Source organism: Xenorhabdus sp. TS4, assembly GCF_014467265.1.
GTDB classification, from domain to species: Bacteria; Pseudomonadota; Gammaproteobacteria; order Enterobacterales; family Enterobacteriaceae; genus Xenorhabdus; species Xenorhabdus ehlersii.
This window is the reverse complement of sequence record NZ_NKHQ01000002.1, coordinates 32940-55371: the sequence shown is the minus strand read 5'-3', so window position 1 is coordinate 55371 and position 22432 is coordinate 32940. Positions and strand designations below refer to the sequence as shown.

General features: G+C 43.4%; 17 protein-coding genes and 2 tRNA genes. 6 read left to right on the top strand and 13 right to left on the bottom strand.

Annotation, left to right across the window (positions count from 1 at the left end; genetic code table 11):
- Positions 1-172: 172 nt before the first annotated feature.
- Positions 173-1432, bottom strand: a complete 1260-nt coding sequence (rho, locus tag Xets_RS00945; RefSeq protein ID WP_074020680.1) for a transcription termination factor Rho — start codon at positions 1430-1432, stop codon at positions 173-175.
- Between the two features lie 738 nt (positions 1433-2170).
- Positions 2171-2497: a thioredoxin TrxA gene (gene trxA, locus Xets_RS00940; RefSeq protein ID WP_099133093.1), complete on the bottom strand. Its 327-nt coding sequence runs from the start codon at positions 2495-2497 to the stop codon at positions 2171-2173.
- Positions 2498-2616: 119 nt separating this feature from the next.
- Between trxA and rhlB the strand changes: the two genes are divergently transcribed.
- Positions 2617-3900 (top strand): ATP-dependent RNA helicase RhlB, encoded by a 1284-nt coding sequence (rhlB, locus tag Xets_RS00935; RefSeq protein WP_187651052.1) that lies wholly within the window; start codon positions 2617-2619, stop codon positions 3898-3900.
- A gap of 103 nt (positions 3901-4003) precedes the next feature.
- A complete protein-coding gene (gene gppA, locus Xets_RS00930; RefSeq protein ID WP_187651051.1) occupies positions 4004-5512 on the top strand; it encodes a guanosine-5'-triphosphate,3'-diphosphate diphosphatase in 1509 nt (502 codons plus the stop codon).
- Between the two features lie 55 nt (positions 5513-5567).
- Here the strand turns inward: gppA and rep are convergent, their stop codons facing one another.
- The gene (rep, locus tag Xets_RS00925) at positions 5568-7601 is read right to left on the bottom strand and encodes a DNA helicase Rep (RefSeq protein WP_187651050.1); all 2034 of its coding nucleotides are present in this window, start codon (positions 7599-7601) and stop codon (positions 5568-5570) included.
- Between the two features lie 544 nt (positions 7602-8145).
- On the opposite strand from rep, the gene Xets_RS00920 reads away from it, so the two are divergent.
- Positions 8146-9267, top strand: coding sequence for a class II histone deacetylase (locus tag Xets_RS00920; RefSeq protein WP_099133089.1), 1122 nt, complete (start codon positions 8146-8148; stop codon positions 9265-9267).
- Positions 9268-9315: 48 nt separating this feature from the next.
- Here Xets_RS00920 and ilvC read toward each other — a convergent pair whose 3' ends face one another.
- A complete protein-coding gene (gene ilvC / locus Xets_RS00915; RefSeq protein ID WP_099133088.1) occupies positions 9316-10794 on the bottom strand; it encodes a ketol-acid reductoisomerase in 1479 nt (492 codons plus the stop codon).
- 160 nt (positions 10795-10954) lie between these two features.
- On the opposite strand from ilvC, the gene ilvY reads away from it, so the two are divergent.
- Positions 10955-11836, top strand: coding sequence for an HTH-type transcriptional activator IlvY (gene ilvY / locus Xets_RS00910; RefSeq protein WP_099133087.1), 882 nt, complete (start codon positions 10955-10957; stop codon positions 11834-11836).
- Between the two features lie 89 nt (positions 11837-11925).
- Here ilvY and ilvA read toward each other — a convergent pair whose 3' ends face one another.
- From ilvA to Xets_RS00880, 6 genes are all read right to left on the bottom strand, one after another.
- A complete protein-coding gene (ilvA, locus tag Xets_RS00905; protein ID WP_099133086.1) occupies positions 11926-13473 on the bottom strand; it encodes a threonine ammonia-lyase, biosynthetic in 1548 nt (515 codons plus the stop codon).
- A 2-nt stretch (positions 13474-13475) separates the two neighbouring features.
- Complete coding sequence (gene ilvD, locus Xets_RS00900) at positions 13476-15326, bottom strand: dihydroxy-acid dehydratase (protein ID WP_099133085.1); 1851 nt, start codon at positions 15324-15326, stop codon at positions 13476-13478.
- Between the two features lie 88 nt (positions 15327-15414).
- A complete protein-coding gene (locus Xets_RS00895; RefSeq protein ID WP_187651049.1) occupies positions 15415-16341 on the bottom strand; it encodes a branched-chain amino acid transaminase in 927 nt (308 codons plus the stop codon).
- A 24-nt stretch (positions 16342-16365) separates the two neighbouring features.
- Entirely contained in the window at positions 16366-16623 is a 258-nt protein-coding gene (gene ilvM / locus Xets_RS00890; protein ID WP_099133083.1) for an acetolactate synthase 2 small subunit, read from the bottom strand.
- Positions 16620-18266: an acetolactate synthase 2 catalytic subunit gene (gene ilvG / locus Xets_RS00885; protein ID WP_099133082.1), complete on the bottom strand. Its 1647-nt coding sequence runs from the start codon at positions 18264-18266 to the stop codon at positions 16620-16622. The genes ilvM and ilvG overlap by 4 nt, the downstream gene beginning before the upstream one ends.
- A 143-nt stretch (positions 18267-18409) precedes the next feature.
- Entirely contained in the window at positions 18410-18508 is a 99-nt protein-coding gene (locus tag Xets_RS00880) for an IlvGEDA operon leader peptide (protein WP_099133081.1), read from the bottom strand.
- 601 nt (positions 18509-19109) lie between these two features.
- Between Xets_RS00880 and Xets_RS00875 the strand changes: the two genes are divergently transcribed.
- Positions 19110-20636 (top strand): YifB family Mg chelatase-like AAA ATPase, encoded by a 1527-nt coding sequence (locus Xets_RS00875; protein ID WP_099133080.1) that lies wholly within the window; start codon positions 19110-19112, stop codon positions 20634-20636.
- 62 nt (positions 20637-20698) lie between these two features.
- Here the strand turns inward: Xets_RS00875 and Xets_RS00870 are convergent, their stop codons facing one another.
- Positions 20699-21037 carry a DUF413 domain-containing protein gene (locus Xets_RS00870; protein WP_099133079.1) on the bottom strand — a complete coding sequence of 113 codons (339 nt, stop codon included), beginning with the start codon at positions 21035-21037 and terminating at the stop codon, positions 20699-20701.
- A 115-nt stretch (positions 21038-21152) separates the two neighbouring features.
- On the opposite strand from Xets_RS00870, the gene hdfR reads away from it, so the two are divergent.
- Positions 21153-22007 (top strand): HTH-type transcriptional regulator HdfR, encoded by an 855-nt coding sequence (gene hdfR / locus Xets_RS00865; RefSeq protein WP_187651048.1) that lies wholly within the window; start codon positions 21153-21155, stop codon positions 22005-22007.
- 252 nt (positions 22008-22259) lie between these two features.
- On the opposite strand, the gene Xets_RS00860 is transcribed toward hdfR, so the two are convergent.
- Both Xets_RS00860 and Xets_RS00855 read right to left on the bottom strand, forming a co-directional pair.
- A tRNA-Trp gene (locus Xets_RS00860) sits at positions 22260-22335 on the bottom strand.
- A gap of 8 nt (positions 22336-22343) precedes the next feature.
- Positions 22344-22420 (bottom strand) — tRNA-Asp (locus Xets_RS00855).
- Positions 22421-22432: the final 12 nt, after the last annotated feature.

The window sequence follows — 22432 nt, the reverse complement described above, 5'->3', positions numbered from 1 at the left end:
ATTATAAAACGTTCGGTTAGAAAAAATGCATCTAATCACCCGAAAAACATGCAAAAAACATACCATTTCAGGCAAATAGAATAAATATTCGATAAAAAAACGCCACAAAAATGTGGCGTTTTAGAGAAGCGAATGAATATTGCTTATTACGGAAATATCAATTTTACAAACACTATGAGCGTTTCATAAAGTCGAAGAACTCTTCGTTTGTTTTTGTCATAGCCAGTTTGTTGATAAGGAATTCCATCGCGTCGATTTCACCCATTGGATGAATAATCTTACGTAAGATCCACATCTTCTGTAGCTCATCCTGTGCAGTGAGCAACTCTTCTTTACGTGTCCCAGAACGGTTGTAATCAATGGCTGGGAAGACACGTTTTTCCGCAATCTTACGGGACAGGTGCAATTCCATGTTACCTGTACCTTTAAATTCTTCGTAAATAACCTCATCCATCTTGGAGCCAGTATCAACCAGCGCAGTCGCAATGATGGTCAGACTACCACCTTCTTCGACATTACGTGCAGCACCAAAGAAACGTTTTGGACGATGCAGGGCATTCGCATCCACACCACCAGTTAAGACCTTACCGGAAGCAGGAACCACAGTGTTATATGCACGAGCCAGACGGGTAATGGAATCCAGCAGGATAATAACGTCTTTTTTGTGTTCAACCAGACGTTTTGCCTTTTCGATCACCATTTCAGCCACTTGCACATGGCGGGAAGCAGGTTCATCAAAGGTTGAAGCAATCACTTCGCCTTTTACCAGACGCTGCATTTCGGTAACTTCTTCTGGACGCTCATCAATCAGCAAAACCATCAAAACACAATCTGGGTAGTTATGAGCGATGTTAGCCGCAATATTTTGCAGCAGCATGGTTTTACCCGCTTTTGGTGGTGCAACAATCAGGCCACGCTGACCACGACCAATCGGCGCTGCCAGATCCAGAACACGGGCTGTCAAATCTTCAGTAGAACCATTACCACGTTCCATACGCAAGCGGTTGTTAGCATGAAGTGGAGTCAGGTTTTCAAACAGGATTTTACTGCGGGCATTTTCAGGTTTGTCAAAGTTGACTTCATTAACTTTCAACAGGGCAAAATAGCGTTCACCTTCTTTTGGTGGGCGGATTTTCCCTGAAATGGTATCACCGGTACGGAGGTTAAAGCGGCGGATTTGACTAGGAGAAACGTAGATATCATCAGGACCTGCAAGGTAAGAACTGTCTGCGGAGCGGAGGAAACCAAATCCATCCTGCAATATCTCCAGCACACCATCTCCGAAAATATCCTCTCCGCTTTTCGCATGCTGTTTGAGAATAGAGAAAATGATGTCCTGCTTACGCATACGAGCCAGGTTTTCCAGCCCCATATTTTCGCCGAGAGTAATCAACTCAGATACCGGCGTATTCTTTAATTCGGTAAGATTCATAATGGTGGGTTCTTTAACTCGGGGTATATCTCGAACTATAAACGTGAATGGTATGGCAGCATTATCGATGCCTGTTTATTTGTACCAGAAACGAATAACACCTTCTAACATATTAAATTATATTACAAGGCAATAGTTTGAAGTACGTAGATTGATTTCAAAATAAGGCTGACAAACTGTCAAAACTATCATCTAACTATCTATGTGCCATATGTTATAACTATCTATAATAGATACAATTTTATAATGCGAACACTATTAAGGTTTAACAGTGGACACTATTTCAGCATACACATCTTTCAGCATAAACGTTTTTTAACATAAGCACTGTTAGCAGATTCTATACCTAACACCTAGCACAAGAAGGAGAAGGCTCGACATAAAAATGCCTAGGATAAAAACACTCGACTTAAAGATATTTAGCATTAGGACGTTATGAGTGTACTAAGCTATATACTGGATTAGCCGTATATAGACTCAGGAATTTTACCAAATGCGATATGTCATCAGATACTTCAGGTAACCCAGAGATAACAGATTTATCAGACACTACAAATTGTTTAGTATGTAACGTGCTTAATGTCAACTCTTTATATCAAATAAAGAATTCGCTCAAGCAAAGCTTCATACAAGCACATGGACGCTAACTTACCATGCTTCGTAGCGGACGTCTAGCGGTCAATGAGATAAATCATCTCATACGCCAAACGTCCGTAATTACTGTGACCTAATTCTAAATTATAGGTGTGGTTCCAAAAACTCTTTCAGTTGAGTTTTTGACAAAGCACCCACTTTTACGGCAACCTTTTCACCGCCTTTAAACAGAATCAGAGTTGGAATACCACGAATACCGTATTCTGGTGCTGTTGCTGGGTTATCATCAATGTTCAGCTTGCCAACTGTCAGTTTTCCTTCGTATTCTGTGGCAATCTCATCCAGAATAGGGGCAATCATTTTGCAAGGACCGCACCACTCAGCCCAGAATTCAACGAGAACAGGACCTTGTGCTTTCAAAACATCGTTTCCAAAGCCAGCATCAGTCAGAGAGATAATATTCGCACTCATTTTTTGCTCCAAAAGTAAAATCTTTTACAGTGTCAGTGTACATTAACCAACATAAGGGTGTCTTTATTTCAGCGGATACACTTTCTTAAAGCAATAGTTAACTGATATTCTACCTTACTATGAGCAAAACACATTTGACAGAAAAGAAGTTTTCCGACTTCGCATTGCACCCCAAAGTCTTAGAAGCCCTTGAAAAAAAGGGGTTTTCCAACTGCACGCCGATACAGGCGCTAACATTGCCTTTAACTGTCGAAGGCCGAGATGTTGCGGGGCAAGCACAAACCGGAACGGGCAAGACGCTGGCATTTTTGGCGTCTACTTTTAATTACTTATTGACTCACCCTGCGAAGAAAGAGCGTAAAACTAATCAGCCAAGAGCACTGATTATGGCGCCTACCCGTGAATTGGCGGTTCAAATATACTCTGACGCAGAAGAATTAGCACAAGTCACTGGGTTGAAAATGGGTCTTGCCTACGGCGGTGATGGCTATGATAAACAGCTCAAGGTTCTGGAAGCTGGCGTCGATATCGTCATTGGCACAACAGGGCGTTTGATCGATTACGCAAAACAGGGCCATATCCATCTTGGTGCCATTCAAGTTATTGTACTTGATGAAGCGGATCGCATGTATGACCTGGGCTTTATCAAAGATATTCGCTGGTTGTTCCGTCGGTTCCCCGCGGCTACAGAAAGAATGAATTTGCTATTTTCCGCAACCCTCTCTTATCGAGTGCGTGAACTGGCTTTTGAGCAGATGAATAATCCTGAGTATGTGGAAGTGGAACCGCTGCAAAAAACCGGGCACCGCATTAAGGAAGAGCTATTTTATCCTTCCAACGAAGAGAAAATGCGTCTGCTACAGACTCTGCTGGAAGAAGAGTGGCCTGATCGCTGCATTATTTTTGCCAATACCAAACACCGTTGTGAAGACATCTGGGCCCATCTGGCTGCTGATGGTCATCGGGTTGGTTTGCTGACTGGTGATGTTGCACAGAAAAAACGCCTGCGTATTCTTGAAGAATTCAGCTTGGGCAATCTAGACATTCTGGTTGCCACAGATGTTGCCGCCCGAGGGCTGCATATCCCATCAGTGACACATGTATTTAACTATGATCTACCCGATGACTGTGAAGATTATGTTCACCGGATTGGTCGGACAGGCCGTGCTGGAGAAAGTGGTCATTCTATCAGTCTGGCATGTGAAGAGTATGCGCTGAACTTACCAGCCATTGAAGAATATATTCAACACCAGATACCTGTTAGCAAATATAACAGTGATGCATTGCTAAAAGATCTGCCAGTACCTAAGCGTCGTAATCGCACCCGCTCAGGGGGGCATCCACGGCGTACCAACATACCACGCCGTGGCAATGCAACACGTAACAGTAAGCGCCCAGGCTAAAATGACGCAATGCTGAATAATGCTGGAATAGTACGATCGGTATTGGAATAACGTAATGTTGAAATAACACGATGCTGAAACAACACAGGCCGGAATAAATACTATGCTAAGTGCTTCTTCGCTTTATGCGGCTATCGATTTAGGCTCAAACAGTTTTCACATGTTGGTTGTCCGTGATGTATCCGGCAGCATTCAAGTCGTTACTCGCATCAAACGCAAAGTCAGGCTGGCTGCCGGATTAGATAAAAATAATCATTTATCACAACAGGCAATGGAACGAGGATGGCAGTGCTTGCGCCTCTTTTCCGAATATCTGCAGGATATTCCTGTCTCACAGATCCGCGTTGTTGCTACCGCAACCTTGAGGCTGGCAAAAAATTCAGATGAATTTACCAGAAAGGCCTCAGAAATATTAGGCAAACCTGTTCATGTGATCAGCGGCGAAGAAGAGGCCCAGCTAATTTATCAAGGTGTCGCTCACACGACCGGCGGGTCTGAAAAGCGACTTGTTGTAGATATTGGTGGTGCCAGTACCGAATTGGTAACCGGTATCGGCGCCAAAGCCAACCAGCTTTTCAGCCTTGAAATGGGCTGTGTTACCTGGCTGGAACGTTATTTCAATGATCGCCGCCTGACAGCAGAAAACTTTGCTAATGCAGAAACTGCTGCACATGATATTCTCAGCTCTGTTACCCCTAAGCTGCTTGAGCAAGGCTGGAACGTTTGTGTAGGAGCTTCCGGCACGGTACAAGCCTTGCAGGAAATTATGATTGCTCAAGGTATGGATGAACTGATCACCCTATCCAAACTCCAGCAACTTAAACATCAGGCGATTGGGTGCGGCAAGCTGGAAAAGTTAGAAATTGATGGGCTGACACTGGAACGGGCGTTGGTTTTTCCAAGTGGATTGGCAATCTTAATCGCCATTTTTCAGGCATTGAATATCGAAAGTATGATATTAGCAGGCGGCGCACTACGTGAAGGTCTGGTTTATGGGATGCTGAATTTGTCGATCGAACAGGATATTCGGGCAAGAACCCTGTGCAATATTCAGTATCGCTTTCAACTGGATATTGAACAGGCACAGCGTGTCAAACAGTTAGCCGAAAATTTTTGCCAACAAGTTGCTAATTCATGGAAATTGGACGAACGTTGTCGTGAGTTATTGGTCGGTGCCTGTTTGCTCCATGAAATAGGCCTGTTTGTTGATTTTCGTCAGGGACCTGCACATTCCGCTTATTTGATAAGCCACTTGGATCTGCCTGGTTATACTCCTGCCCAAAAACGACTGTTGGCTATTCTATTGAAAAATCAAAGCGGTCCAGTGGATCTGGCATCACTTAGTCAGCAAAATGCTGTGCCATCGCTACAGGCACAAAAGTTATGTCGCTTATTGCGGCTGGCAATTATTTTCGCCAGCCGTCGGCGGGATGATACTTTGCCAGCTTTACGATTACAGGCGAAAAATGAAACGCTCATCATCACCTTGCCCCATCAATGGCAGATAAAACACCCGCTCAGAACTGAAGCATTACAGCAAGAAACGAAGTGGCAGAGTTATGTCCAATGGTTATTGTTGTTTGAAGAGCAAAATAATGCTCGTCTCGGCTAAAGTTTCTACTTTATTCCTCTGCACTTATCCATAAATGCAGGGGACTATTATCGTACTATTTATTATTGTCGGTTTTCAGCCCAAGTCCCAGACGGGATTTAATGTCGGCAAGTCGCGATTGCCCCTGTTTCATCCTTTCCTCTGCGCTCATCACCCGCTTACCTTGTGGCCAATCCAAGTCATCCTGCGGCAACTCAAGCAAGAATCGGCTCGGTTCTGGACGGATAAGTTCACCAAACTGGCGACGCTCTTTGCTGAAAGTGAAAAAAAGTTCTCTCCGCGCGCGCGTAATGCCCACATAAGCCAAACGACGCTCTTCCTCAATATTGTCTTCATCAATGCTGCTTTGGTGAGGTAACAAACCTTCTTCCATACCCACCAAAAAAACATAGGGAAACTCCAGCCCTTTGGAAGCATGTAACGTCATTAACTGAACCTGATCCAACTCTTCATCTTCCTCGCCTCTCTCCAGCATATCCCGCAACGCAAAACGCGCCACGACTTGGGAAAGAGACATTGACTCATTCAAGTCATCTCCCTCCAGCATTTCACTCATCCAAGTGAAAAGTTGGTTGACGTTCTTCATTCTCATTTCAGCCGCTTTTGGGCTGGGGGAGGTTTCATATAACCAACTTTCGTAATCCATGCCACGCAGTAAGTCTCTCACCGCCAGCAGTGGCTCCCGCTCCGCCTGACGAGCTATTTCGTCCATCCAGTGGGTAAAGCGCTGTAATGCAGCCAAACCACGCCCTGTTAAATGCTGCTCCAGCCCAAGATCAAAACTGGCTTGATATAAGCTCTTGCTACGCTGATTCGCCCATTCCCCCAATTTCTGGATCGTCACCGCACCGATTTCTCGTCGTGGTGTATTGACGATACGTAAAAATGCACTGTCATCCTCAGGATTGGTCAAAACACGCAAATAAGAGAGCAGGTTTTTAATTTCAGGCCGAGAAAAGAATGATGTTCCCCCCGAAATTCGGTAAGGAATGCGATTTTGCATCAACATTTTTTCGAAGATACGGGATTGGTGATTACCGCGATATAAAATAGCGTAATCTTTATATTCCGTTTTATTGATAAAGTGATGAGCGATCAACTCCCCCACCACACGCTCAGCTTCATGATCTTCATTGTTCGCTTCGATCACCCTGAGCGGATCACCATACCCCAATTCCGAAAAGAGTTTTTTTTCAAAAACATGGGGATTGTTGGCTATCAGAATATTCGCCGCTTTCAATATCCGCCCTGATGAACGGTAATTTTGTTCCAGCTTAATCACATTCAACTGCGGGAAATCATCCTTCAATAAAATCAAATTCTGTGGACGAGCACCACGCCATGAATAAATGGATTGATCATCATCCCCAACCACGGTAAAACGTGCGCGATTACCCACCAATAATTTCACCAGTTGATATTGACTGGTATTCGTATCCTGATATTCATCCACCAGCAAGTAGCGAATTTTATTCTGCCAACGCTCCCTGACTTCCTCATCATGCATTAACAGCAAAGTTGGTTTGGTAATCAGATCATCAAAATCGAGAACATTACAACTATTCAGGTGCAAGTCATAACGACGGTAACATTCTGCAAACTGGTGTTCCTGCGCTGAACGTGCCATTCTCATTACTTGTTCTGGCGATATTAAGTCATTCTTCCAGTTAGAAATGTTCGAAATCAGTTTTTGTAGCAGATCTTTATCTTCTTGCAGCAAATCCGCAGTGAGATCTTTTAGCAAAGCCATCTGATCTTGATCATCAAATAATGAGAAGTTACTTTTCATTCCCAGCGCTTTGTATTCACGCTTAACGATCTCCAATCCCAAGGTATGGAAAGTCGAGATCATTAATCCCCGTGTCTCCTTACGACCCAAGGTTTGGGCAACACGTTCTTTCATCTCACGTGCCGCTTTGTTAGTAAAAGTGACTGCCGCAATATGGCGAGCCTGATAACCATAGGTGCGGATCAGGTGAGCAATTTTATTGGTGATCACTCGAGTCTTGCCGGAGCCTGCACCTGCCAGAACCAGACAAGGCCCTGTTACAAATTCAACCGCTTGTTGTTGGCTTGGATTTAATCGCATACTGTTTCGAAAGCTATATCAGGATAAAAGATCGGGGAGAGAAATTGTAACAGAAAGCAAGGTTACAGGTGATTTTCTTTACGTTAGTGAACTATCACAAGAAAAATTAAAAAAGCATCAATCATATTTTTATAAAAAATGAGGTGAAAACTATAGTGCATTTTATTTTTCAACGGATAAAAAAATAGCAGAAAAAATGGAGTTATTACCAACATTCTTAATCCATAAATATATGAATACCTATTTTACGCTATTTTATACTATCGCTAACTCACATATCCATTTGTTATTTATAGCACTTCATTAAAACTCATTCATTTTATTATTAATTTATGTGATAAATTACAAAATAATTTTTTCATTAATAATTTAAATTACTCTGTCAAAATATATCAATATTGATTCTACTGTAATTGAAATACATAGGATCTATTTAACTACGTTGATGTTATAACCATCAATTGCGCTTACTGACTACAATCAATATACCAAATAGATTTCAAGTTGCAGCTTGAAAGATAAATGGAATCAAAGAGGATGTAATATGTTACGTAAAACAGGCTTTTTCTTTGATGAACTCTGTTTCTGGCATAATTCGGGATTATCACACGTTATGACATTTCCGGTTGGAGGATGGGTACAACCTCCCAACGGTGCAGGACATGCAGAATCACCGGAAACAAAACGCAGAATGAAAAACTTAATGGATGTTTCGGGATTAAGTCATTCATTGCAACTGCGTGGTGCTGAACCTCTTGATGATGCAACGCTGAGACTGGTTCATACCGAAGAGTATTTACAGCGCTTTAAGACCGTGAGTGATAATGGCGGAGGAACATTAGGCTCAGAGGCACCAATAGGACAAGGTAGCTATGAAATAGCCAAACTATCCGCCGGACTAACTTATGCCGCAGTAAAAGCGGTGTTACAAGGCGAGTTGGATAATGCCTACAGCCTTTCCCGTCCCCCCGGACACCACTGCCTGCCAGATCAAGCAATGGGATTCTGTTTCCTTGCCAATATTGCCCTCGCCATTGAGCATGCAAAAGAACAGCTTGGGGTTGGTCGAGTCGCAGTCATTGACTGGGATGTTCACCACGGCAATGGAACCCAACATATCTTCTGGGAACGTGATGATGTTTTGACTATTTCACTGCATCAAGATGGCTGCTATCCCGAAGGCTATAGTGGCGAGGAAGATATCGGGGCGGGTAAAGGAGAAGGGTTTAATATCAATATCCCATTGATGGCAGGAGCTGGGCACAATAGTTATCTTTATGCTATGGATCAGATTGTACTCCCTGCATTGCGACGTTACCAACCCGAGTTGATCATCATTGCCTGCGGCTATGATGCCAATGCGTTTGATCCTCTGGCACGAATGCAATTGCACAGTGACAGCTTCCGTGAAATGACCCGCAGGGTACAGCAAGCAGCCGATGAGTTGTGCCATGGCAAGTTAGTCATCGTTCACGAAGGGGGATATTCTGAAGCCTATGTGCCTTTCTGTGGGTTGGCTGTCATGGAGGAATTAAGCGGTGTACGCACTAAAGTCAACGATCCTGCGCTAAATATGATCCAATCGCAGCAACCGAAAGAACGATTTGAAGCATTTCAGCGACAAGCCATTGATGAACTAAAATTGAAATTCGATTTGCAAGAATGAAAGAACTGCCTGCCCGATAAAGTCACTTCGGGCAGGATAAACATGATATTAGCCACCGACTGCAATGCGTTTCATATCTGTCATATAGCCACGCAAAGTACGACCGATAACTTCAATCGGATGGTTACGGATCGCTTCATTCACATCACGCAACTGCGCATTATCAACGCTACGATCTGCAACTTCTTTTCCTAAGTCCCCTGCTTGCAAGGTTGCCATAAATTTCTCTTTCAGCAACGGAACAGCGACATATGAGAACAGATAGTTACCGTATTCTGCAGTATCAGAAATTACCACGTTCATTTCATACAAACGCTTGCGAGCGATGGTATTCGCAATCAACGGCAGTTCATGCAAAGATTCATAATAAGCAGACTCTTCGATAATGCCAGTATCTACCATCGTCTCGAATGCCAGTTCTACCCCCGCCTTGACCATTGCAACCATCAGGACGCCATGATCAAAGTATTCCTGCTCACTGATATGCCCTGTGTAGTCTGGGTAATTTTCGAACGACGTCTTACCGGTTTCCTCACGCCAAGCCAGCAAATTCTTATCGTCATTTGCCCAGTCTGCCATCATTGTGGAAGAAAATTCACCAGAAATGATGTCATCCATATGTTTCTGGAACAGAGGAGTCAAAATAGTTTTCAGTTGTTCAGATAAGGCATAGGCACGCAATTTTGCTGGATTAGAAAGACGATCCATCATCAATGTAATGCCACCCTGTTTCAGCGCTTCAGTGATAGTTTCCCAACCAAATTGAATTAATTTTCCGGCAAAACCGGGATCAACACCATCAGCAATCAGTTGGTCATAACACAACAAAGAACCAGCCTGTAACATGCCACACAGAATGGTTTGTTCTCCCATCAAATCAGACTTAACTTCTGCTACAAAAGAAGATTCCAGTACACCCGCCCGATGTCCCCCTGTTGCGGCTGCCCACGCTTTCGCGATCGCCATCCCTTCGCCTTTTGCATCATTTTCTGGATGTACAGCAATCAGAGTAGGCACACCAAATCCACGCTTATACTCTTCACGCACTTCCGTACCCGGGCATTTAGGCGCAACCATCACAACGGTGATATCTTTGCGTATCTGCTCACCCACTTCGACGATGTTGAAACCGTGGGAATAGCCCAGTGCTGCACCTTCTTTCATCAAGGGTTGCACTGCCTGAACCACCGCTGAATGCTGTTTGTCTGGTGTCAGGTTGATAACCAAATCAGCCTGTGGAATTAATTCTTCATAAGTGCCAACCTTAAAACCATTTTCGGTTGCCTTACGCCATGATGGTCGTTTTTCATCAATCGCTTCTTTACGCAAGGCATAGGCAATATCTAAACCAGAATCACGCATATTGAGACCTTGGTTTAGCCCTTGCGCACCACAACCAATGATCACCACTTTCTTGCCTTTCAAATACCCTGCTTCGTCAGCAAATTCTTCCCGCGCCATAAACCGACATTTGCCTAACTGCGCCAATTGTTGGCGTAAGTTCAATGTATCAAAATAATTAGCCATGGTGACTCCGATATAATAATTAGGTGTGAGGTCGTTTGCATAGAAACAATATATGACATGCAAGCCATTGCTGAAATTGATATATTAACAAGACTATATTGCAGTTTATGCAACAAACTTTTTCACGGCAAACAGCCTCTCGATAAAAGGCCTAAAAACGATGGATCTACGTGATTTAAAACTGTTTTTACACCTTGCAGAAAGTTGTCACTTTGGCCGCTCAGCTAAGGCCATGCACGTCAGTCCATCCACACTTTCACGCCAGATCCAGCGTCTTGAGGAATTATTGGGGCATCCGCTTTTTCTGCGGGATAACCGGACAGTAAAATTGACCTTAGCCGGTGAACAATTCAAACAATTTGCCCAGCAAACTCTCCTGCAATATAAACAGTTACAGCATTCATTAAACCACCAAAGCCCATCACTAACGGGAGAGTTACGTCTATTCTGTTCAGTCACGGCTGCGTATAGCCATCTTCCACAAGTATTGGATAAATTTCGGGCAGAACATCCCCTGGTGGAAATTAAACTGACAACAGGAGACGCTGCTGATGCCGTTGATAAAGTTCAATCCGATGCTGTGGATTTAGGGATTGCAGGTAAGCCAGAGAAACTGCCTGATAATGTCAGCTTTACCAAAATAGGTGAAGTACCACTGGTACTGATTGCTCCTTCTCTGCCTTGTGCCGTGAGAAATCTCGCTACCCAGGAACACCCCGACTGGAATAACATCCCTTTTATCCTGCCTGAGCACGGCCCTTCCCGCAAACGTATTGAACTGTGGTTCCGCCGACATAAGATCCTGCACCCCGTCATTTACGCGACAGTTTCCGGCCATGAAGCGATTGTTTCTATGGTAGCATTAGGTTGTGGGATTGCACTGATCCCTACGGTTGTTGTCGAAAACAGTCCTGAACCTGTGCGTAACCGTATTTCACTGCTGGAAAATATTGCTTTGGTCGAGCCGTTTGAATTGGGTGTCTGTGCGTTGAGTAAGCGCTTGGGCGAACCGTTGATTAAGGCATTTTGGGCGCTATTGTAGTCTGGATTTCGTCATGATCTGAATATATAAAATCAGCAAAACAACTTCCCTTTGGAAGATATTTTGCTGTTTATTTAATTGATTTATGACTAAGTCAGAAATAATTTAAACGAAGGATTATCGGTTTCATCATGGTATTCATAGCCCAACACATTCAAATGGCGATCAAAACACACTTCTGGCCCTGAAAGCTCAAAGGCAGCCAATACACGCCCATAATCCGTGCCATGACTACGGTAATGAAACAGCGTGATATTCCAATGAGTCCCCAGTGTCTGCAAAAATTTCAGCAAAGCACCTGGAGATTCAGGAAAAGCAAAACTAAACAATCGCTCCTGCAATGGCTTGGATGGTCTGCCACCGATCATATAACGAACATGCAGCTTCGCCATTTCATCATCCGTAAAATCGGCGACTTGATACCCTGATGATTTTAATTCTTTAATGATTTCACGACGTTCAGCATTTCCCCGACTCAATCTGATACCAACAAAAATGCAGGCCTGATTTGGATCTGTCGCATCCGAATAACGATAGCTAAATTCAGTCACAACACGAGTACCCAGTATCTGACAGAACTGTAAGAAGCTTCCCTTTTGTTCAGGGATCGTCACTGCCAGCAAGGCTTCGCGTTGCTCTCCAAGCTCGCAGCGTTCTGAAACGTAACGCAATCCATGAAAATTCACATTAGCCCCAGAAAGAATATGTGCCAGCCGTTCTCCCTGAATCTGATGTTGCTGGACATATTTCTTCAAGCCTGCCAGCGCCAGCGCACCGGAAGGTTCTGCAACCGCCCTGACATCTTCAAAGATATCTTTCATCGCAGCACAGATAGCATCACTGTCTACCGTAATAACATCATCGACATATTGCTGGCATAAACGAAACGTTTCGTCGCCAATGCGTTTGACAGCTACGCCTTCCGCGAATAATCCAACTCTTGGCAAATCGACCGGATGCCCTGCTTCCAGTGCCGCTTTCAAACAGGCAGAATCTTCGGCTTCCACACCAATGACTTTCATTTCAGGTACAAGCTGTTTGATCAGAACGGCAACCCCTGCAATCAACCCGCCACCACCAACCGGAACAAAGATGCGATCAAGATGAACATCCTGCTGTAGCAACTCCATTGCCAATGTAGCCTGGCCTGCAATCACGACAGGATGGTCAAAGGGTGGAACGAAGGTGTAACCGTGCTCTTTTGCTATCTCAATGGCTTTTGCCTTTGCTTCATCGAAGTTCGTACCATGCAACAAAACCTCTCCACCAAAACTGCGAACTGCATCGACTTTAATATCCGCTGTCGCTATCGGCATAACAATAGTGGCTTTTATGCCAACCTTACTGGCCGATAATGCAACACCTTGCGCATGGTTGCCTGCGGAAGCCGTGATCACACCTTTGCTTTTTTGCTCTTCCGTCAAACCTGCGATCATCGCGTACGCACCGCGCAATTTGAAACTATGTACCAACTGGCGATCTTCCCGTTTAACCAAAATAGTATTGCCTAAACGTGCAGAGATTTTTTTCATTTCCTGTAAGGGAGTGACTTGAGCAACATCATAAACTGGCGCACTCAATGCCGCCTTGAGATATTCCGCTCCCTTGGGTTCAGTATTAAGAGGATAAACCGCCACAATTAACTCCCCAGTTTGGTTTTATCGCGCACAGCGCCTTTATCAGCACTGGTCGCCAATGAAGCATAAGCACGTAATGCCAAAGAAACCTGACGCTCACGGGACTTAGGTGTCCACGCTTTATCTCCGCGAGATAATTCAGCCTGTGTACGCTCTGCCAGTGCTGTTTCCACCACATCCAACTGAATTTTACGATTTGGAATATCAATATTGATAATATCACCGTCATAAATCAGGCCAATCAAACCACCATTTGCCGCTTCTGGAGAGACATGACCAATAGATAAGCCCGATGTTCCGCCTGAGAAACGCCCATCCGTAATCAATGCACAACTTTTCCCCAATCCCATCGATTTCAGATAGGTGGTAGGATAGAGCATCTCTTGCATACCTGGGCCACCTTTCGGCCCTTCATAACGAATAACAACCACGTCTCCCGCCACTACTTTTCCACCAAGAATGGCTTCTACCGCATCCTCCTGGCTCTCGTAAACTTTGGCTGGACCACGGAAAGTCAGGATTTCTTTATCAACGCCTGCTGTTTTCACAATGCAACCGTCTCTTGCAATGTTGCCGAACAAAACAGCCAGCCCACCATCCTGACTGTAAGCATGATTACGTTCACGAATACATCCTGCCTCGCGATCTGCATCCAACGACGGCCAACGACAATCTTGTGAGAAAGCTTGTGTGGTACGAATTCCCGCCGGCCCCGCTGCATACATCCGCTTAACATTTTCATCTTTTGTCAGCATGATGTCGTACTGGGCCAATGTTTGTGGTAAATCCAAACCCAAAACATTTTTCACATCGCGATACAAAAGACCAGCCCGATCAAGCTCACCCAGGATACCAATCACACCGCCAGCACGATGGACGTCTTCCATATGGTATTTCTGGGTGCTCGGAGCAACTTTACATAAATGCGGCACCTGACGAGACAGACGATCAATATCCGTCATCGTGAAGTCAACTTCAGCTTCCTGCGCTGCGGCCAACAAATGCAGAACAGTGTTAGTCGATCCCCCCATCGCAATATCCAATGTCATCGCATTTTCAAATGCCGCTTTGGTCGCAATATTACGTGGGAGAGCGCTATCATCATCTTGTTCATAATAGCGTTTAGTTAGTTCAACAATGCGTTTACCAGCATTGATAAACAGAGTTTTACGATCAGCATGAGTAGCGAGCAATGAACCATTACCTGGCTGTGAAAGTCCAAGCGCTTCGGTCAAACAATTCATCGAATTCGCCGTAAACATACCTGAGCAAGAGCCACACGTCGGACAGGCAGAACGTTCGATTTGCTCGCTCTGTTCATCACTGACATTTGGGTTGGCGCCCTGAATCATGGCATCGACCAAATCCAGTTTAATCAGTTGATCGGATAATCGCGTCTTACCCGCTTCCATTGGACCACCAGAAACAAAAATAACCGGAATATTCAAGCGCAAAGATGCCATCAACATGCCTGGCGTGATTTTGTCGCAGTTGGAAATACACACCATAGCATCAGCACAGTGGGCATTGACCATGTATTCCACCGAGTCAGCAATCAACTCACGCGAAGGTAACGAATAGAGCATTCCACCATGTCCCATTGCAATACCATCATCAACAGCGATGGTATTGAACTCTTTCGCAACTCCCCCTGATGCCTGAATCTGTTCTGCCACCAGCTTGCCAAGATCACGCAAATGTACATGTCCTGGCACAAACTGCGTGAATGAGTTAACAACCGCAATAATAGGTTTTCCAAAATCTGCATCTGTCATACCTGTGGCTCGCCATAAGGCACGGGCTCCCGCCATATTGCGGCCATGAGTCGTCGTGGCAGAACGGTATTTAGGCATTGTCTTCACTCCCATGTCAGTCTTATCAATTAACTTCAGCAATCAAAACAGGCGGGGAACGACCGCCTGTTGAGTTTTATATTTTTTATTAAGGATTAACTGGATCCAACCAACCCCATTTATCTTCTGTCGTACCATCAAATAAGCCAAAGAACGCACTTTGAATTTTTTTAGTGACGGAGCCACATTTGCCGATACCCACCTGAATACCATCTACACTACGAACCGGAGTGATCTCCGCAGCCGTTCCTGTCATGAATACTTCATCCGCTAAATAAAGCGATTCGCGAGAAAGTACCTGTTCACGAACTTCCAGGCCAAGATCTTGTGCCAACTTGATGATGGCATCACGGGTGATCCCTGGCAAAGCAGATGAAGCAAATGGCGGCGTGAATAGAATTCCGTCCTTCACTTCAAATAAGTTTTCGCCCGCACCTTCTGAAATATAACCATGAACATCCAGGGCAATACCTTCCTGATAACCATGACGTCGTGCTTCACTTCCCACCAACAAAGAAGAGAGATAGTTGCCTCCCGCTTTTGCGCCTGTAGGGATCGTATTTGCTGCCATGCGATTCCATGAAGAAACCATCGCATCAATGCCCTGATCTAAAGCTTCCTCACCGAGATAAGCTCCCCACGGAAAAGCAGCAATGATAACGTCTGTTTTATAGCCAGCAGGTGGGTTTACTCCCATTCCAACATGACCCACAAATATCAATGGGCGAATGTAAGCACTGACCAATTTATTTTTACGCAGCGTTTCACGGCAAGCTTCCATCAATTCGTCCACACTTTGACTCACTGGGAAACGGTAAATCTTGGCTGAGTCACGCAAGCGCTGCATATGTTCACGATGACGAAAAACAACGGGCCCTTTGTGGGAGTCATAGCAACGAATCCCCTCAAATACCGAAGTACCATAATGTAAGGCATGGGACATAACGTGAACTTTAGCATCTGCCCAAGGCACCATTTCTCCATTGAACCAAATATAATCAGCTTGCTTTGTCATTCTCAGTTTTCCTTCAATGGCGCATTATGCGCTTATTAATCGTGATTCTTTGTTTTTGATCTCAACACCAGCAACATCCACCAATTTCATCAGTTGAGAAAAAAGTAAATTAACTGGACGCTGGCTAGACACGGTGAGTTCAATATTTACATTATCACTATCTGTTATATGATCCATATTCAATGCGCATATCTGAAACCCGCGGTGACGGGTAACCCTCAGAATCCGTTCCAAAATCTCAGGGCAAAACCGCGCCTTAATAGCAAGTTGATGCTGTCTCATAATGATTTCTCCAACATGGTTTCGTTGCTTGCGCCTGGTGGAACCAATGGCCAGACATTCTCTAATTCATCAATAGACACATGTAATAAATACGCACCCTCACTGTTGAACAAAGCATCCAATGCTTCGTCCACTTGTGCTTTGTCAGTAACTCTCTGTCCCGGAATACCAAACGCCCGCGCCAACGTAAGAAAATCAGGATTATCAGTTAAGATCGTTTCGCTATAACGTTTGTCAAAAAACAACTCTTGCCACTGACGAACCATGCCCAATCTTTGGTTATCCAATAAGATCAGTTTGACCGGCAATTGCTTGCGTTTAATAGTGCCTAATTCTTGAACATTCATCATAAAGGAGCCGTCACCAGATATGCAGATAACCATATCTTCAGGACGAGCCATCTGGGCACCAACCGCCGCTGGAATGCCGAATCCCATCGTGCCTAATCCACTTGATGTGATGAAATTTTCTGGCTGACTAAAAGTCATGTGCTGAGCAGCCCACATCTGATGCTGCCCAACATCGGTTGTGATAACTGTGCTGGACGAGGCACGTTCAGAAACCTGCTTCAGCAGCAACGGAGCATAAATGCTTTCGCCCTGACAGTCATAACACCATGCATGTTCGTTTTTTAATTGTTTGATTTTTTGTTGCCAGGCTTGGATCGATAAAGGTTGTTGTAAATGAGGCAATAGGGTTTTTAAATCACCCAATAATGAAACATGAGTCTGACGTAATTTATTAAATTCAACAGGATCAATATCCAAATGAATAACTTTGGCTTTAGGTGCAAAAGTATTCAACTTTCCTGTAACACGGTCATCAAAACGCGCCCCAACGGCAATTAACAAATCACAGGATTGAACGGCAAGGTTAGCGGCTTTAGTACCATGCATCCCTAACATTCCCAAATAACATTCATGTTTAAAATCTGCCGCTCCCAAACCTTTCAATGTGGAAACAACGGGAACACCCGTTTCAGATACAAAATTACGCAATTCAGGAACAGCACCAGACATGCCAACCCCTCCACCCACATACAAAATAGGTTTCCGAGATGAAGCTAACAATTGACGAGCAAATTCAATCTCTTGTTTTGGAAGAGAAAATTTAGGGGATATCGGTATTAAATAGGGGGCAAAATCACCTTGTGCTAACTGAATATCTTTTGGTAAATCAATCAGAACAGGGCCCGGGCGACCATTCATGGCAATGGAGAAAGCATCGGCCATGATTTGAGGTAATTTTTCCAGTGAATCAACAAGAAAACTGTGTTTTGTACAAGAAAGAGACATTCCCAGTATATCGATTTCCTGAAAGGCATCTGTCCCGATAAATTCAGAACTCACCTGACCCGTAATAGCGACAACAGGAACGGAATCCAATAATGCGTCAGCCAATCCCGTGATTAAGTTTGTCGCTCCTGGCCCTGATGTCGCGATGCAAACGCCTGGCTTACCACTTGCTCTCGCATAGCCAATAGCTGCCATAACAGCGCCTTGTTCATGGCGACACAAAATGTGCTCAACACCACCATCATACAGCGCATCATAAACTGGCATGATTGCTCCACCAGGATAACCAAAAACTTTTTCAATTCCCTGTTTTCGTAATGCCTCTACAACCGATTGTGCCCCGTTCATTGCCGTCTCCCCTGTTACGTTTACCTTGCTGTTGGCTGTTGCGATGTTTTGTTACTTCTATTTTGTCGAACTCAGTATCAGACCTAAAAAAAACCCCCGCGCCTTTCGGTGCGGGGGTTTTTGGAATCTGGCTATTCTTCTGTCTAAGCCGTTCTTCGTCCAAGTGCAGCCCCGCACGGTGGAATAATCACCACCACGCTAATAATTAGGCTAATCACTAGGACAAAGACAAATGCGTTCATAATTCTATTCGTTTTTAATTTGTATGCTTGACGTATATTTAAGAGTTATCACTTTCTATGATTATTGACAACGATTATTTTTGTTTTTTTATAACAAAATTATTTTATTCATATTTTTCATTTAGATAACTAAAAAATAGATAAATCCACTGTAATTCACTCATTTTTATTTCAGAAAAAATTGCCATCTGTTTGTTTAGTAAAATAATTAATAAATAAAATAATAAAAAAACGAGTTAATCGTCTAAGTCTCGATAACATGGCAAAAATACGATCAAAACTAATTTTTATGATTAACTATTATCATAGTTAATAGTATATATGCTCAAGATTAATTAAATTAATCTTATGTATTTTATCAAGTTATAGTTATCGATGAGTACCACTTATTCCCGCTCGATTTTTTTATCATAAAAATTCCAGCTTGTTAGATTATTCATATATAACATTATGTTATTATTAAAATCCAAACAACTGAATGGTTGTCAGTATAATCATAGTGATAAATATATTTACGAACCTTTTCACAAAATAAAGAAAAGCGACTTTTCATTATTTTTTATCGATCCATGATAACTGCTTTCTTGCTAAGGAGAGCATCATGGCACTGGCCGTTATTCATACACGGGCAACAATTGGTATTGATTCCCCTATCGTCACGATAGAAGCACATATCAGTAATGGTTTACCCGGTCTCACCCTTGTTGGTTTACCTGAAACTACCGTAAAGGAAGCCAGAGATCGTGTCCGAAGCGCTCTGATCAATAGTGGTTTTACTTATCCACCCAAAAGGATTACCGTCAATTTAGCACCCGCAGATCTCCCCAAAGAAGGGGGAAGATATGATTTACCCATCGCTATTGCAATTTTAGCTGCATCGGAGCAGATCCCGACAGATAAGCTACATAATTATGAGTTTTTAGGTGAATTAGCACTCTCTGGTGAAATACGGCAAGTTACGGGAGCAATTCCCGCAGCATTGAGTGCAAAAAGGGCAGGAAGACAACTGATCCTTTCCTCAGAAAACCAAGCTGAACTTGCAATTTTGTCTCAAAACGAAACGCTAATGGCAAATCATTTACTGCAAATCTGCCATTTCTTACAAGGAGAAAATGCGACCTTATCCTCTCCTTCTCCTGTCGAACTACAGACTGAATCATTTATTTTGGATATACAGGATATTATTGGGCAGGAACAAGCTAAACGGGCACTGGAGATCACAGCCGCTGGCGGTCATAATCTTCTGCTGCTCGGTCCTCCAGGCACCGGCAAAACTATGCTTGCCAGCCGATTATGTGGTTTATTACCACCATTGACGCATCAGGAAGCTCTAGACGTCGCTGCAATCAATAGTTTAGCGGGATGCCCCGTTAATCCTCAAAAATGGCATATACGCCCGTTTAGAACCCCTCATCACAGTTCTTCAATGGCAGCTCTTGTTGGGGGAGGCTCAATACCTAAGCCGGGAGAAATTTCTCTTGCCCATAATGGTGTGTTATTTCTAGACGAATTACCTGAATTTAATCGCAGTGTCCTTGATGCCCTACGGGAACCGTTAGAATCTGGCGAAATAGTAATATCCCGTGCCAGAGCAAAAGTCCGATTTCCTGCCCAAGTTCAATTGATTGCAGCCATGAACCCTAGTCCAACCGGCTATCATCAAGGAATACATAACCGAAGTAGTCCACACCAAGTATTACGTTATCTCTCTAAACTATCAGGCCCTTTTTTAGATCGTTTTGATCTCTCTATTGAAGTTCCCCTTCTTCCTCCAGGAATTTTAAGTCAATCATCAACAAAATATGGAGAAAGTAGTCAAGAAATCAAAAAACGCGTAGCAAAAGCAAGAAAAATACAAATAGAGCGCTGTGGGCACATCAATGCCCGTCTCAGTAGCAAACAAACCGAAGATATTTGCAAAATTAACATGGAAAATGCGGTTTTTCTGGAAAATACTTTATTGAAATTAGGACTATCTATACGTGCCTGGCACAGAATACTTAGGGTTTCTCGCACAATTGCAGACTTAAAAGAACAAACAAGAATAGAAAAACCAGATATTATGGAAGCACTCAGCTACCGAAGTATGGATAGGTTACTTATTCAATTACAGAAGCAGGCTGGATAAGTTATCGGTTAGAAGAGGGACAACTGCCCCTCTTGGATAGATGATTAATATTAATGATGGTATTAATCATCAGTATCGGTATAGTCCTCTGAAGAATCAAGCTGCGGTTTTCCACCGGAAAGGGTATGAAAACGTTTTGGACGGCTAATTTTTGCCAAATATTTAGTCCATACCTTTTCTTCTGTCGTTGCAGGTGCACGTTCACCACGGCAAACTGCAACAAACAGTTTTTCTTCTTCTGTTTGAGGTTCACGTTTACCAAGGTCCAATTCATTGAACGCATGACCATAACGTTCTAGCAATTGAGCCTCTTTGATGGTGAAATCACCATGACGGGAAAATCCACGTGGATAATTTTTATTATCAAAAAAACGATTAGTCGTGATGAAGCTTTCAGCCATCTGACACACTCCTAACTCTAAGTCATACTAATTATGGCGCGGAGTATTAGGGAGGCTTGACATTCTGTAAAACAAAATATTTAAATCTTAACGACAAAAACTATTGGAGATGCATGTGGATACTGAATTACTGAAAACCTTTTTGGAAGTCAGTAAGACTCGTCACTTTGGTCGGGCAGCTGAATCGCTCTATTTAACACAATCCGCTGTTAGTTTTCGTATCCGCCAACTAGAAAATCAGTTGGGTACCAATCTATTCACACGGCATCGTAATAATATCCGCCTAACAGCAGCTGGAGAACGCCTAGTACCTTATGCAGAATCACTAATGAGTACCTGGCAATTGGCGAAGAAAGAAATCAATTATGTCGCCCAGCATACAAAACTCTCTATCGGCGCTACAGCATCCCTATGGGAAAGTTATCTAACATCCTGGATAAATACATTTTATCAACACCATCGGGAAACAAGAATCGAGTCTTTCGTTTCAACACGCCAGTCGCTAGTCAAACAATTGCATTCTCGTGAATTGGATCTCTTAATTACCACTGAACCGCCCAAAATGGATGAGTTTCAAAGTCAGTTGATAGGTAATATCCAGCTTATTTTATTAACAACCCTGAATAACATTGATAAGACAGTAGAAAATTATATTAAATTAGAGTGGGGAGCTGATTTTCACCAACAAGAACAACAAATCTTAAAGAACGATCATCCACCTATCATTACAACCACATCAGCACATATTGCCAGAGAATTATTGGATAGCGTTAATGCTGCAACCTTCCTTCCTGTACATTGGCAAGAAGAATATCCGAAACTCGTTGCCTTACCTAATAATAATCAGTTAATAGAACGGCCATTGTACGCTGTATGGCTACAAAACAGTGACCAACAAGCGCTTATCCAACACTTATTAAAAATTCCTGTTGAGAAAGCACCTGTAACTAACCAAAAACAACTTTTATAGCAAAACTATAGAAAAATAAGGATTGATGTACGGTATAGAGCGAGCAAAGGAGTAGCACCCGCAAAGAAATTAGAATCACACGAGACTAGAAGTTAAAAACTATATGTCAGTAAAAATATAGGTCAGAATTGCAATATGTTAGAGCCATAGTACGTTAGAGCTGTACAAAAAATGACAAACAACAAAAAACCCAGCTAACTTTAGCTGGGCTATTAATCTGAAAGCTATATCAATTATTACTTATTTGTTAACTGGCAGGGGCGGAGAGGCTCGAACTCCCAACACCCGGTTTTGGAGACCGGTGCTCTACCAATTGAACTACGCCCCTAAATACGGTGGCGGTGCGGACGGGACTCGAACCCGCGACCCCCGGCGTGACAGGCCGGTATTCTAACCAACTGAACTACCGCACCACCGAATTTCTT